This is a genomic window from Phenylobacterium sp. (assembly GCF_036402295.1).
Taxonomy (GTDB): Bacteria; Pseudomonadota; Alphaproteobacteria; order Caulobacterales; family Caulobacteraceae; genus Phenylobacterium.
Genome location: NZ_DASWTE010000051.1, coordinates 1 through 12,757, shown reverse-complemented (window position 1 = coordinate 12,757; position 12,757 = coordinate 1). Strand labels below are relative to the sequence as shown.

Annotated in this window: 13 protein-coding genes; 1 reads left to right on the top strand and 12 read right to left on the bottom strand. The window is 70.2% G+C overall.

What is annotated here, in order from left to right; translation table 11 throughout:
* Together VGD44_RS03070 and VGD44_RS03065 are read right to left on the bottom strand one after the other, a co-directional pair.
* Positions 1-461: hypothetical protein (locus VGD44_RS03070; protein WP_331083751.1), on the bottom strand; the 461-nt coding region annotated here is incomplete at its 3' end.
* 388 nt (positions 462-849) lie between these two features.
* Positions 850-1,077 (bottom strand): hypothetical protein, encoded by a 228-nt coding sequence (locus VGD44_RS03065; RefSeq protein WP_331083749.1) that lies wholly within the window; start codon positions 1,075-1,077, stop codon positions 850-852.
* A gap of 438 nt (positions 1,078-1,515) precedes the next feature.
* Here VGD44_RS03065 and VGD44_RS03060 point away from each other — a divergent pair, with 438 nt between their 5' ends.
* Positions 1,516-2,736, top strand: coding sequence for a putative sulfate exporter family transporter (locus tag VGD44_RS03060; RefSeq protein ID WP_331083747.1), 1,221 nt, complete (start codon positions 1,516-1,518; stop codon positions 2,734-2,736).
* A gap of 133 nt (positions 2,737-2,869) precedes the next feature.
* Here VGD44_RS03060 and VGD44_RS03055 read toward each other — a convergent pair whose 3' ends face one another.
* From VGD44_RS03055 to VGD44_RS03010, 10 genes are all read right to left on the bottom strand, one after another.
* A complete protein-coding gene (locus VGD44_RS03055) occupies positions 2,870-4,999 on the bottom strand; it encodes a M13 family metallopeptidase (RefSeq protein WP_331083745.1) in 2,130 nt (709 codons plus the stop codon).
* 108 nt (positions 5,000-5,107) lie between these two features.
* Positions 5,108-5,875 (bottom strand): Crp/Fnr family transcriptional regulator, encoded by a 768-nt coding sequence (locus VGD44_RS03050; protein ID WP_331083743.1) that lies wholly within the window; start codon positions 5,873-5,875, stop codon positions 5,108-5,110.
* Positions 5,876-6,163: 288 nt separating this feature from the next.
* Positions 6,164-6,658, bottom strand: coding sequence for a pyridoxamine 5'-phosphate oxidase family protein (locus tag VGD44_RS03045; RefSeq protein WP_331083741.1), 495 nt, complete (start codon positions 6,656-6,658; stop codon positions 6,164-6,166).
* A 74-nt stretch (positions 6,659-6,732) separates the two neighbouring features.
* Positions 6,733-6,858: a hypothetical protein gene (locus tag VGD44_RS03040; RefSeq protein WP_331083739.1), complete on the bottom strand. Its 126-nt coding sequence runs from the start codon at positions 6,856-6,858 to the stop codon at positions 6,733-6,735.
* Positions 6,859-6,919: 61 nt separating this feature from the next.
* Positions 6,920-7,093: a hypothetical protein gene (locus tag VGD44_RS03035; protein WP_331083737.1), complete on the bottom strand. Its 174-nt coding sequence runs from the start codon at positions 7,091-7,093 to the stop codon at positions 6,920-6,922.
* Positions 7,094-7,234: 141 nt separating this feature from the next.
* On the bottom strand, positions 7,235-7,774 hold the full coding sequence (locus tag VGD44_RS03030) for an RcnB family protein (RefSeq protein WP_331083736.1): 540 nt from the start codon (positions 7,772-7,774) through the stop codon (positions 7,235-7,237).
* A 99-nt stretch (positions 7,775-7,873) separates the two neighbouring features.
* Complete coding sequence (locus VGD44_RS03025; RefSeq protein WP_331083735.1) at positions 7,874-9,559, bottom strand: MHYT domain-containing protein; 1,686 nt, start codon at positions 9,557-9,559, stop codon at positions 7,874-7,876.
* Between the two features lie 84 nt (positions 9,560-9,643).
* Entirely contained in the window at positions 9,644-10,618 is a 975-nt protein-coding gene (locus VGD44_RS03020; RefSeq protein WP_331083734.1) for a class I SAM-dependent methyltransferase, read from the bottom strand.
* 120 nt (positions 10,619-10,738) lie between these two features.
* Positions 10,739-10,963, bottom strand: a complete 225-nt coding sequence (locus VGD44_RS03015; RefSeq protein WP_331083733.1) for a DUF5989 family protein — start codon at positions 10,961-10,963, stop codon at positions 10,739-10,741.
* On the bottom strand, positions 10,960-12,732 hold the full coding sequence (locus tag VGD44_RS03010; RefSeq protein WP_331083731.1) for a carbamoyltransferase family protein: 1,773 nt from the start codon (positions 12,730-12,732) through the stop codon (positions 10,960-10,962). Before VGD44_RS03010 ends, VGD44_RS03015 begins: the two co-directional genes overlap by 4 nt.
* Positions 12,733-12,757: the final 25 nt, after the last annotated feature.

The window sequence follows — 12,757 nt, the reverse complement described above, 5'->3', positions numbered from 1 at the left end:
CCGCCGAAGAAGGTCACGTGCGAGATGGCGTGGCCGAGGATGGCCTTGCTGTCGCCCGTGGTGAAGCTGTCGGTGGCGGGGCTCAGGCCGAACAGCACGATCTGGTCCGAGCCGGCCTTGATCGAATAGAAGCTCACGTCGAACGGCAGGTCCGTGAACGTGAAGGTGTCCTGATCGTCCGGCACGTCGTCGATGCCGCCTTCGCCGGTCTTGCCGAGGAAGGCGAAGTCGGCCGGGAGGTCTTCCGGCGGCGGGGCCGCCAGGTGGGCCAGGTCGTAGGCCGCCTTGATCAGCGCCGCGTCATCGAACTCGTTGCCGGTGTACGTGAACGTGCAGCCGGTGGAGCTGTAGAGATCGCAGCTCGGGTCATCCAGCGTGATCGTCGCGGACGCCGGCGTGGCGACCATACCGAGCGTCAGCGCAGTGGCGGCCGCAGCCGCAAATCCAAACACCTTCTTCATAGGGCACCCTTCTGAGACAAATAGTTAATTGGCCGTGTACCACGGGGTGCGACAAAAGAGACCGTTTTCCCCTCTCAGGGGAGCGCCTTGACCGCATGAGTCCGCTACGAGATCGGCTCGCGGAACGCGGTGCTTAATGGCCAGGCCTGAAAATTACTAATTAAAAACAATCTACTAGAAGGAAGGTTGGTTTTCGCGGAGTGCTGCGAGACCGGCGGTCCGGTGATGGAGAATTAGGAATAGGTGGGGTGTTTTCGAAGCGCTGAAGGGGGCGGCGGCGCGCCAGGTCGGGGGAGAAGCGGGGACGGCCTGCTCCTCCCCCGAGGGGCGCGCTCCGGAAAATCGGGGGTGTCCCGGAACGTCGGTGGAGGCGGGGACGGGACCCGCCCTAACCCACCAGCCCCGCGGCGTCGTGGACGATGGTGGCGCCGAGCCGGAGGCCGACGTCGCGCACATTCAAAGCGACCACAATGCTGATGGAGGACTCGGTCGACAGGCCGGTCGTCACGATCTGCGTCCGGTTCTCGCCGGCGTCCAGGATGCAGACGACCTGCTCCGGGTTGATCAGGACTTCCCGGCCACCGGAACCGGCCACGGGGAGGGCGACGAACTGCATGGCGAGCGGGACCAGCTGCTGAGGGTTAAAACCACGGCAACTATCCGGCCTGGCGGCTTTCCGGAGTGTTCTCAGGGATGCTTAACTTCGGGGGTCGGGCGCTAGCGCCGCGCCCGAAGGGCCCCCGGTTCCGTGACGGCTGACCGAGGGCCCCCTGGCAGGATCGAGGGACATAAGGTGACCCGCCGACGGACTTAACGGCCCAGCTTGCAAGCCGTTCCCGCCGGCCGTTCACGCCTCGCCGGAGCGCCCGCGCGATTCGGCGCTGTTAGGACCTGATCAAGGTAGGTGAACGGTGGCGTAGGCCCGCATTCCCGGTGCAGGCAGGACGGGAGAATGAGGTTCTCCGAGCCGCCCGTACCGACCCCGAGATCGGCAATGATATTCCCGCCCCCTCCGCCACCCTGAAGGCTCGTTGCAGGAGCCGGGTTGGGAGCCATGCTCAAGGCGTTCACGCAGCATCCGCAAGCGGTCGGCGAGACCTACTTCGAGCACCTGGGGCAGGCGTCGAGCTTCGCGGGTTCGATGGCCATGGGCGCGATCTGCTGCTTCCTGCACGGCCTGTTCCCCTTTGCCTTCCAGACGTCGGGCAGCCGGCGCATCCGCGACCTGCACGAGCGCATGGTCACCCACCGCACGGCGCAGAAGGCGAAGGCGGCTGCGCCCGCCTGGGTTCCCGGCCTCGTGCTCGCCGTCGGCCTGACGCTGGCGGCCAGCCTGGTCGCGAAGTGGCTGAACGCGCCGGTCGCCCCCTTCGCGCTGGTGGCGGGTTTCCTCGTCGCCGCCCCGCTCGCCGGCCGCCTGGACCTCGCGCCCGGCCTCAAGATCGCCGAGCGGCCCCTGCTGCGCGCCGGCGTGGCGCTGCTGGGCCTGCGCATCGCCCTGGGCGACATCGCCGGCCTGGGCGCGCAGACGCTCCTTCTGGTGCTGGGCTGCGTGGCGCTCACCCTGGCCCTCGGTTCCGGCATCGGGCGGCTGTTCGGCCTGCCCAAGGGTTTTTCGGTGCTCTCGGCCAGCGCGACGGCGATCTGCGGCGCCTCGGCGGCCATGGCCGTGGCCTCGGTCCTGCCCAAGGGCCCCGAGGCCGAGCGGCAGACGGGCTACGTCGTGGCGGTGGTCGCCACGCTCTCGACGCTGGCCATGCTGGCCTATCCGGCCGTGGCGCACTTCGCCGGCCTGCCGCCGCAGGCCGCGGCGGTCTTCCTCGGCGCCTCGATCCACGACGTGGCCCAGGTGGCCGGCGCGGGCTACTCCGTGTCGCCGCAGGTGGGCGACCTCGCCGTCACCGTGAAGCTGGTGCGCGTGTCGCTGCTGGCGCTGGTGGTGGCGGCCGTCGCCTGGTCGTTCGCGAGCGCCGCCCGCGAAGGCCAGAAGGGGGAAGGGCGGGGGCCCGGCCGCGCCCTGCTGTTCCCGGGCTTCGTGATCGCCTTCTTCGCGCTGGCCGGCGCGCGCACGGCGGGCTTCGTGCCCGAAGCCATCCTGCCGGCCGCGACCTTCGCCTCGAACATGCTGATCGGCGCGGGCGTGGTGGCGGTGGGCGCCAAGACCTCGCTCTCGGGCCTGCGCAGCATGGGCTGGCGGCCTCTGGCGGCGCTCGCCTGCCAGACCGCATTGCTGTGCGGCCTGGCGTTCGCGGCGGCGAGCTTTTCCCTCCCTTGATGGGGAGGGACAGACCCCGAAGGGGTCAGGGTGAGGAGGTGTTGATCCTCCCCTCCCTCTCAGTTCGGGCCCTGACTGCCTCACCCTGGCCGCTGCCGCGGCCTGTCCCTCCCCATCAAGGGAGGGAAAGGGGTCACCAGATATCCACCCGCTCGCCCGGGGCGACGTAGAGCTTGTCGCCCGGCTGGACGTTCCAGGCGTCGTACCAGGCGCCGACGTTGCGGATCGTGCCGTTGACCCGATAGAGCGCCGGCGAGTGCGGGTCGGAGACCAGGCGCTGGCGCAGCGCGTCGTCGCGGATCTTCTCGCGCCACACCTGGGCCCAGCCCAGGAACACGCGCTGGTCGCCGGTCAGGCCGTCGATCACGGGCGCGGGCCCGCCCTTCAGCGAGGCGCGGTAGGCGTCCAGCGCCAGCGACAGGCCGCCCATGTCGCCGATGTTCTCGCCCATGGTGAGCGCGCCCTGGACCTTGTGACCCGGCAGCGGCTCGAACGACGAGTATTGGGCGCCCAGCCGCTCGGCCTGGGCCTTGAACTTGCCGGCGTCCTCGGCGGTCCACCAGTCGCGCAGCACGCCGTCGCCGTCCGACTTGCGGCCCTGGTCGTCGAAGCCGTGGCTGATCTCGTGGCCGATCACCCCGCCGATGCCGCCGTAGTTGATCGCCGGGTCGGCGTCGGGGTGGAAGAACGGCGCCTGCAGGATCGCCGCCGGGAACACGATCTCGTTGTTGGCGAAGTTGTAGTAGGCGTTGACCGTCTGCGGGGTCATGCCCCACTCGGCCTTGTCGACCGGTCCGTCCAGCCGGGCGAGCTGGCGCTTCCACTGGAATTCGCCGGCGCGGAGCGCGTTGCCGTAGAGGTCGTCGCGCTTGAAGGTGAGCGCCGAATAGTCCCGCCACTTGGTCGGATAGCCGATCTTGACGGTGAACTTCGACAGCTTCTCGGCCGCCTTGGCGCGGGTCTCAGGACCCATCCACTGCAGCTTCTCGATGCGGTTCTGCATGGCCAGTCGGATGTTGGCGACCAGGTCGTCCATCTTGGCCTTGGATTCGGGCGGGAAGTAGCGGGCCACGTAGACCCGGCCCACCGACTCGCCGATCGCGCCGTCCATGAACGTCGACGCCCGCTTCCAGCGCGGCTGGATCTCGGGCTGACCCATCAGCTCCTTGTTCTGGAACTGGTAGTTGGCCTCGACGAAGCGCTTGGACAGCAGCGGCGCGGCGCCGTCGGCCACGTGGAACGCCTGCCAGGCCTTCAACGTGTCCAGCGAGGTGTCCGCGTAGACCTTGGCCACCTTGGGGAAGGCGGTGTTGGTCGTGACCACGATCCGCTCCAGCTTCGGCAGGCCGGCGCTCGCGAGGTAGCGATTCCAGTCGAAGCCCGGCGTCGCCGCCGCGAGGTCGGCCGGGGTCATGGGATTGTAGGTCTTGTCGCGGTCGCGCCGCTCGATGCGGCTCCAGCTCACCTCGGCGATCGCGGTCTCGAAGTCGACGATGGCCTTGGCGTTCTCGGCGGGCCTGTTCCAGCCGATCAGGGTCAGCATCTGCTGGATGTAGGCTTGGTACTTGGCCTTCTTCTCCGCGAAGTTCGGCTGCAGGTAGTAGTCGCGGTCGGGCAGGCCCAGGCCGCCGGTGGCCGACATCACCGTGTATTTCGTGGGCGCCTTGGCGTCGATGCTGATGAACACGGGCAGGATCGTCGTGAAGCCCGTGGTGTTCGACTTGCCCATCAGGGCGGTGAACTCGTCCTTGGTCTTCACCTTGCGGATCTGGGCGAGCTCGGGGGCGATCGGCCTGGCGTCCAGCTTCTCGGCCAGCGCCTCGTCCATGTAGGCGGCGTAGGCCGCGCCGATCTTGGCCGCGTCGGGGTCGTCGAGCTTGCCGGCGGCAGCGTCCTCGAGGATCGCGTGAACCCGCGCCTGGCTGAGGTCGCGCAGCAGGTTGAAGTTGCCGTACCGCGTCTGGTCCGACGGGATCTCCGTACGCTCGGACCACTTGCCGTTGGCGAACTTGAAGAAGTCGTCACCCGGCTTCACCGACCGGTCCATGCCCGCCAGGTCGAAGCCCCACGTCCCATACTTCGGTGAGGCGAGCGACATCTGACCGGCGCCCGTCGCCGGCGCGTCGGCGGCCTCGAACAGCGCCTGCACGGCGCAGGCGTCGTCAACGCAGCCGTGGTCGTGGGCGAGAGCGGGCTGCGCGGCGAAGGCCAGCGCCGCGGCCGCTCCCGCCGAAAGCAGGATTTTGCGCGTCTGGAAGTGCATCTGATCGTTTCTCGACGGAAATATGCGCGGCCTCGCACTGGAACCGCTCAGTCCGCGCAAGAAACGAGGAAAATCGCGCCCGCGCAACGCCCTCCTCGACGAGCGGCGTTACCCGGCCGAACCGTACTTCGCGTGGCGCTCGTGGCGGTCCAGGGAGGTTTTGCCGGCGGGCACGCCCAGCAGGCGCTGGTAGTTGCCCCGGATGACCCCGTAGCACTCGCAGGCCAGGGCCTGCAGGGCGCTCCGGTCGATGACGTCGACCACCCCGCGGCGGTAGCGGATGGCGCCCTTCGCCTGCAGCGAGCGGGCGACCGCGGTCACCGTCGTGCGCTGCACGCCCAGCATGTCGGCCAGGAACTCCTGGGTCAGCGCCACGGTGTCGGACGAGATGCGGTCGTGGCAGGTGAGCAGCCAGCGGCAGAAGCGGGCCTCGACCGAGTGCAGCGCGTTGCAGGCCACGGACTGGATGGCGTGGCCGTAGAGCGCCTCAGTGTGGCGGTCGACCAGGCGCTGCAGCGCGGGGCTCTTCTCCCAGGCCTCGTGCAGGCGTTCGGCGGTGATGCGGGCGGCGCGCAGGGGGGTCTGGACGATGGCGCGGCTCAGCGACTGCCGCGGGGCCACGGCGGCCATCAGGCCCAGCGCGCCCTCGGGGCCGATCGTCGTGCTTTCGATGGCCGCCCCGTTCTCCATCAGGGTCATGAGCGAGATGACCCCGTCGTGCGGGAAGTAGACCATGTCGATCGGATCGCCGGGATCGTAGAGCAGGCGGCCGCGCTCAAGCTCCACGTGGATCAGCTGGGGCCCGAGGCGGGCGATATCATCGGCCGGGAGCGCTTCCAGCAGGCTGTTCTGCAATGCGGGTACGAGCCTCTGCATCGGGGACTTGAAACGCCGTTCACCGGCACAGGTTTCAAGTTATCGGTGCGTACCGGCGAAGACTGTCGAGAACTCGACACTCCTCGCAAGATGCCGTCGAAAATATACGCCGCGCCTCGGTGGAGGGCTAAACACAGGGCTCGAGCGTTAGCTCACGTTGGTGTCGGATAGTCGACGCAACTATAGCTGCGAAGCGCTGCCTGGCCCGAATCAGTTCGAGTCAACTTTCGCGAACGTGCCGCAGCGCCGAATATCTACTGGCGCTGCGAAAACGCTCGACGACACGCCTCAGTGGAAGTTGAGGTCGCGCCGTTCGCCCACGTCCGGCGTCGTCTTGCTGGCGTTGGCCTTGGCGACCTCGAAGGCATACTTCAGCAAACCGCCCTCGGTGATCCAGACCGCCGCCTCGCTCACGTCGAGCCGGAGCAGGATGAGCGAGGGGTCGTCCTTGCCCTGCGGGTACCAGGCGGCCACGTGGGCGTTCCAGAAGCGCTCGATCCGCTCGCGGTCGCGGCTCAGGGTGAGGCGGCCGTCGATACAGGCCTGCAGCTTCTTGTCCAGGAACATGAAGGCGGCGTCCGCGCCGTTGGCGGCGACCGACTGGGCGAGGTCGGTGTCTGACTTCGTGTAGAACCACAGCGTGTTGCTGTCGCGCTCGACGAAGGCGGTCATCGGCTGGAAGTGGTGGTTGTCCTGGGTCAGGCCCAGCATGCCCGTGTGGTCGTCGTCGATCGCCTTCCAGAGGCGCTCCTGGACGTCGGCGTTGCTCAGCTTGTCGGCCATGGTCTTGTCTCCGCACGGGTTTCAGGTGTGGAGCCCAAACCCCCGGAGACACGGGGCGTTCCTACGGCCGCGCCCTAGGGCTTGCGGTAGACCACCTTGCCGTCGACGACGGTGAGCACAGCGTAGCCCTTGGGGATCTGGGCTTCCGGCGCGGTCATCAGGTCGACCGAGAAGCCCGAGAGGTCGGCGATCTTGCTCACCTCGACGGAGCCCAGGTCGTCCTCCGAGAAGCGGGCATAGGCTTCGCGGGGGAGGGAGGCGCTAGTGGGAATCGCCGCCGAGGGCGTGGTCGTAGATGGCCTTGGCCGTGCCCCCGATCGTGGCGGCGGCATGCTGCAGGGCCATCTCGCCCACGAGGGATTCCGCCTCCGCGGCGAGCTTCGTCAGCTCCTCGGCCATGGCGGTCAGCTTCAGGTAGACGTCGCGATCGTTCATTCCGCACCTTGTTGCTGGGTCGTGAAGCACGCCGTGGCGCGCCGGCCAAGGGCTGCGAGGGTGACCGACGGCTAACTGATGCGGGCGACGACCCAACAACTGGGCGGGCCGCGACCGGGACGAGCCCGGCCGCACTAGGCGTTAGTAGCCGTTCGCCACCACGCTCGCGATGAGGCCGGTGGCGAGCGCCATCAGCACGAAATTGCCGTCCGCATAGACCCAGCGGTGGCCGCGCGGCGGGGCGCGGAGGCCGTAGTAGTAGGGGTCCTGCACGTAGTAGGTGCGGTAGACGACCGGCACGTAGCGGCCCGGCCGGTAGACGTAGCCTGACGAGTAGTACGGCCGGTAGCCGTAGCCGGGGGCGTACCAGTAGCCGCGGCGGGCGCCACGGTAGCCGCGCCACTCGGCGCGGTCGCGCCAGGTGTCGGCGCGGTGGCGGTTGAAGCGGACTTCACGCTCGCCGCGGCGGATCTCGCGGCGGTCGCGCTCGAGTTCGCGGGCTTCGCGGCCGCTGACGTAGCCGTCGCGGTGGGCGTCGCGCCGGTCTTCGCGGTATTCGCGCCGGTCCTCGCGCAGCTCGCGGCGGTCCTCGCGGTGTTCGCGGCCATGCGGCTGGGCCGACGCGGCCACCGGGGCGGCGACGGTCGCCAGCGCCACGGCGGCGTACAGCAGATGTCTCATGACGGCTCCTCGGATACGTGTCCCCTCGGGCAGAACACGCTCGCGGGACTGAACCCGTCCTGAACCCATCCGGTCAGGTTCGGTTCATCTCGGCGGAGGTCAGGCGGCGGCTTCGGTGCTGGGCGCCCCCAGCGGGATGGCCAGGCGGGCGTGGAAGCCATCCGGGGGGAATTCGAGCGCGGCTTCCCCGCCCAGCTCGCCTGTGACGCTGCCCTGGACCATGCGCGATCCGAAACCGCGCCGGGCGGGCTGGACCACCGTCGGGCCGTTGCTTTCCCGCCAGTCGAGGCGCAGTTCGCGTTCGGCGCGGCCGGCGGCGACCTGCCAGGCCACGCGCACCAGGCCGCCGGGGACCGACAGCGCGCCGTACTTCGCGGCGTTGGTGGCGAGCTCGTGGAACACCATGCCCAGCGCCAGCGCCTCGCGCGGGGCCAGCTCGACGTCGTCGCCCTCGAGGCGGACCTGCTCGGCGGGATAGGGGCCCAGCTGCTCGACGAGCAGCTCGGTGAGGCGGGCGTGCTGCCAGGCCGTACGGGTCAGCGCGTTGTGGGTCTGGCTGAGCGCGATCAGCCGCGACTCGAAGAGGTTGCGGAAGTCCTCCAGCGACCCGGCGCGCTTGGCCGACTGGCGCGAGATCGACTGGACGGCGGCCAGGGTGTTCTTCACCCGGTGGTTCAGTTCGTCGATGAGCAGGCGCTGGCGCTGCTCGCTCTCGGCGACCGCCGCGAAGGCTTCCTCGCGCTCGGTGACGTCGAACAGCACGCCGGCCATGCGCCGCGCGGGCGCGCCCGCCGGGCCGACGACACGGCCACGGACCAGGACCCAGCGCGGGGCGCCGTCGCTGCTGTCGGGCAGGCGGATCTCGGCGTCGAACTCAGCGCGCGAGGCGATCGCCCGCTCCAGCCCCGCCCGCTGACGCGCCGCGGACTCGGGCGGCAGGAGGCCCAGAAGCTCGTTCAGGCTGAACGGCGCGGCCTCATCGATGCCGAGCAGCGCCTTGCCGCGCGGCGAAAGGTGCAGCGACAGCTCGGGCAGCGACAGCTCCCAGTAGCCGACGCCGCCCGCGTCGAGGGCCGTCATCACATTCAGGCGCTGGTCGTAGAGGGCGGCCATCAGCGCCATGAACAGGAGGCCCAGGGCGCCTGCCGTCACCCCGGCGGCCAGCCCGAAGGGCGGGGCGACGTCGTGCGCCGCGTGCACGTGCGGGCCGAGCTGCAGCGCCGCCATGGCCGTGTAGTGCATGCCGGCGATGGCGAAGCCCAGGATCAGCGCCGCCATGGCCCGCCAGGGTCGCGAGCGCTCGCGCTGCGCCGCGAACAGCGCCGCGGTGGCCGCGGTCACCGCCACGAGCAGGGAGGCGGCGACCAATCCCGGATCGTAGCTCAGGGGCACAGCGGTCTGCAGCGCGGCCATGCCGACGTAGTGCATCGTGCAGATGCCCGCTCCCATGGCCGCGCCCGCCAGCGCGACCAGCGCCCCGCCGGCTCGTTCGCGCGCCGCGGCGAAGAAGGCGCCCCAGGTGGCCACGACGGCGAGCCCGAGCGAAAGTATCGTCAGTGCTGGGTCGTAGGTGACCGGCGCGCCGGGGTCGAACCCCAGCATGGCGATGAAGTGCATCGACCAGATGCTGAGGCCCATGGCGATCGCCGCCATGCTCAGCCAGGCCTGCCGCGCACGGCCGATGTGCGAGCGCACGCGGCCGAACAGGTCGAGCGCCGTCCACGAGCCGAAGACGGCGACCAGGAGCGACAGGACGACGAAGATCGGATGGTGGTGGTGTGGCATGCCCGACTCACGCCTTTGCGCCACTCTAGTCGGATCGGCGGTCGCTCCAAGCGAAGATGCAACCTGCGCCTGCGTAAACTCGCGTTACGCCGATCGCCGCCCCACCATGATGAACAGGCCGCCCTCGTGGCCCAGGCTGCCGATCCAGCCCAGCTGGGCCAGCCAGCGCTCGGGCGGCCAGGCGTCGGGCTGGGCTGCGAAGAGGTCGTCGGGGGCCTCGTCGCGCAGCTGGGCCGAGGGGTAGGCGCGGACGAACTCGACGTCTTCGTCCCGGAACCAACGCAGGACCTCGCCCACGGTGTGCCGATGTTCCTCGGGGTGGCGGTATTGGTCGCGTAGCCACGCTTCGCGCCGCGCCGGTTCGGCGGCGCGGTCGGCAAGGACGGGATCGAACGGGATCCAGCGGTAGCCGCTGGCGCGGGCGACCAGCCGGCGCGCGCGCAGCGGCAGCCGGGCGACGGCGTTGTAGAGCCCGATCACGATCATCCCACCCGGCCGCGCCAGGCGGGCCACGCGGGCGAACGCGGCGCGCGGGTCGGGCGTGTGGTGCAGGACGCCTGAGCAGTAGACGACGTCGAAGGCGCCGGCGCGGAGGCCCGGCCGGTTCAGGTCGCTCTCCACGAAGCGGACGCCTTGCAGCCCGAAGCGGCGACGCGCGGCCTCGGCCAGGCGCAGGGACGCCAGTGTCAGGTCGGCGCCGACGACGACCCGGTCGGCGCGGGCGAGGTAGAGGCTCATCTGGCCGGTGCCGCAGCCCACCTCGACGATGCGCGCGTCGCCCGGGATCGCTTGATCGAGCAGGCGGGCGAAGGCGCTGCGCTCGGCCCGCGCGCGCAGCCAGGCCAGGCTGTCGCGCGGCGGATAGCCGGGGAAGGGCGCGGCCTCGTAGAACGCGCGCACCGTCTCGGTCCGGGCGTCGGCGGGCGCGCGCAGCCGCAGGACGCCGTCGTCGTCGGCGTAGGTCGCGGCGCAGGCGGGGCACGCCAGCGCCTTCAGGGCGCCGCCGCAGGCCGGGCAGGCGATCAGGCCCTCGAACGCGCCCAGCGCCCCCTCCACCACTTCGTGGTCCCCCTCCCCCGCAAGCGAGTGAGGAACGGGTGCGATCGATCCGCTCAGTTCCTCCCCCGCTCGCGGGGGAGGGGGACCCGAAGGGTGGAGGGGGCGCTGCGGCCGCACAGCCTAGAAGATCGCGTAGATGAACGGGGCCAGCGCCTCGACGCCCGCCGCCAGCACGAGCAAGCCGCCCGTCAGGCACAGGAACACCGCGAGCGGCGCCAGCCAGCGTTTGCCGGAACCCTCCTGCCAGAGCCCGCGCGCCAGCTCGGCGATCGAGCCGCCCATGCTGCCGAAGACGACCAGCTGCCGGCGCATCCGCCCCCTGTTCTTCAGGTGGGATTTCGTCATGCGTCCATCTCCTCGACCGCGCCGGCCTTCGCCCGCACCCGTTTCACGACCCGCGCATTGCCCGCGACCAGCACATCGATCCCCGAGCGGCGGAATGTGGAGTAGCCCTCGACCACCCGGTTCACGATCGGCTCGCCGGCGAGATTGAAAGAGGTGTTCAAGAGCACCGGGACGCCGCTCGCCTTGCCATAGGCCATCAGCAGTTCGTGCAGCCGAGGGGCCATGGGTCGCTCCAGCGCCTGCAGCCGCGCCGTGCCATCCACATGGGTCACCGCCGCCAGCGCCGCGCGCCATTGCGGCTTCACCGGGAACACGCCGGACATGAAGCGCGCCAGCCGCGGGCCGCCCGGCGGCAGCTCGAAATACTCGTCGGCCAGCTCGGCGGGGACGATCGGCGCGAAGTGCCGGAATTCCTCGCGGTACTTGATGTCCCGGTTCAGGCGGTCGCGGGTCTCTGTGGAATGCGGGGCGGCGAGGATCGAGCGGTGGCCGAGCGCCCGGGGGCCGAACTCGCTGGCGCCTTCCATCCAACCCACGATCCGATCCGCCGTCAGGTCCTGCACCGTCCGCGCGATAAGGGCCTTGTCGTCGAGCGCCTCCGCCCGCAACCCGTCCTCCCCCGCGATCCGCGCCAGTTCCGCGCCGTCCGCCTCGGGCCCCCAGAACGCGTGGTCGGGGAAGGCGCGGTCGGGGTTGCCGAAATGGATTCTGTCGGCATAGAGCGCTGCGCCCAGGGCGCACCCCGCATCCCCCGGGGCCGGCGGCACGAACAGGCGCTGAAAGCCGCTCTCGCGCAGGATCCGGGCATTGGCTACGCCGTTCAGCGCGACCCCGCCGCCGAAGCACAGGTCGGGCAGGCCGGTCTCCCGCTGCAGCGTCCGGGCCAGCTCGACCAGAATCTCTTCCAGCACCAGCTGCACGCTGGCGGCGATGTCGGCGTAGCGGCGGCCGTCGTCGGTGGCGAGGTCGATGGGGTCCCAGGCGGCGCGCGGCGAGCCGAACACGTCCATGAACCGCTTGGAATAGGCCCGCCGCACCGTGGTGTGGAACTCGAAGTAGCTGAGGTCGAGGGCGAAGGCCCCGTCCGCCGTACGCTGCACCACCTTGCGCACCGCCTCGGCGAACCGCGGCGTCCCGTAGGACGCCAGGCCCATCACCTTGTACTCGCCCTCATTGACCGCGAAGCCGAGGAAGGCGGTGAACGTCGAATAGAGCATGCCGAGGGAGTGCGGCCAGCGCACCTCGCGCAGCAGCTCGATGGAGGTCGCGCCGCCGGGCGTCCGCCGGCCCCGGCCCACGGTCAGCGTCGCCCACTCGCCCACGCCGTCCGCGGTCAGGATCGCCGCGGCGTCCGTGGGCGCGGTGAGGAACGCGGCCGCGGCATGGCTCTGGTGGTGCTCGGTGAACAGGATCTTCTTCGCCGGCACGCCCAGGTTCGCCTGGATCAGCCCGCGCACCCACATCTTTTCGCCCAGCGAGTTCCTCATGGCGTGGTTGAAGGCCGAAAGTCCCTGCGGCCATGCCCGCAGCGCCGTGGTCAGGATGCGGTCGAATTTCAGCATCGGCCGCTCGTAGAAGACCACCGCGTCCAGGTCCTCGGGCTCAAGGCCGGCGCTTTCCAGGCACCATTCGCTGGCGCCTTGGGGGAAGGCCGCGTCGTTCTTGCGCCGCGACAGCCGTTCCTCCTGCACCGCGGCCACGGGCAGGCCGTCGACCAGCAGCGCTGCGGCGCTGTCGTGGTAGTGGGCCGAGAGTCCCAGGATCTTCATGGGTCAGTATTGCCGCTCGAGCGAG

Coding starts and splice junctions, on each gene's coding strand:
- VGD44_RS03065 (WP_331083749.1), bottom strand. CDS start 1,077: ATGCAGTTCGTCGCCCTCCCCGTGGCCGGTTCCGGTGGCCGGGAAGTC.
- VGD44_RS03060 (WP_331083747.1), top strand. CDS start 1,516: ATGCTCAAGGCGTTCACGCAGCATCCGCAAGCGGTCGGCGAGACCTAC.
- VGD44_RS03055 (WP_331083745.1), bottom strand. CDS start 4,999: ATGCACTTCCAGACGCGCAAAATCCTGCTTTCGGCGGGAGCGGCCGCG.
- VGD44_RS03050 (WP_331083743.1), bottom strand. CDS start 5,875: ATGCAGAGGCTCGTACCCGCATTGCAGAACAGCCTGCTGGAAGCGCTC.
- VGD44_RS03045 (WP_331083741.1), bottom strand. CDS start 6,658: ATGGCCGACAAGCTGAGCAACGCCGACGTCCAGGAGCGCCTCTGGAAG.
- VGD44_RS03035 (WP_331083737.1), bottom strand. CDS start 7,093: ATGAACGATCGCGACGTCTACCTGAAGCTGACCGCCATGGCCGAGGAG.
- VGD44_RS03030 (WP_331083736.1), bottom strand. CDS start 7,774: ATGAGACATCTGCTGTACGCCGCCGTGGCGCTGGCGACCGTCGCCGCC.
- VGD44_RS03025 (WP_331083735.1), bottom strand. CDS start 9,559: ATGCCACACCACCACCATCCGATCTTCGTCGTCCTGTCGCTCCTGGTC.
- VGD44_RS03015 (WP_331083733.1), bottom strand. CDS start 10,963: ATGACGAAATCCCACCTGAAGAACAGGGGGCGGATGCGCCGGCAGCTG.
- VGD44_RS03010 (WP_331083731.1), bottom strand. CDS start 12,732: ATGAAGATCCTGGGACTCTCGGCCCACTACCACGACAGCGCCGCAGCG.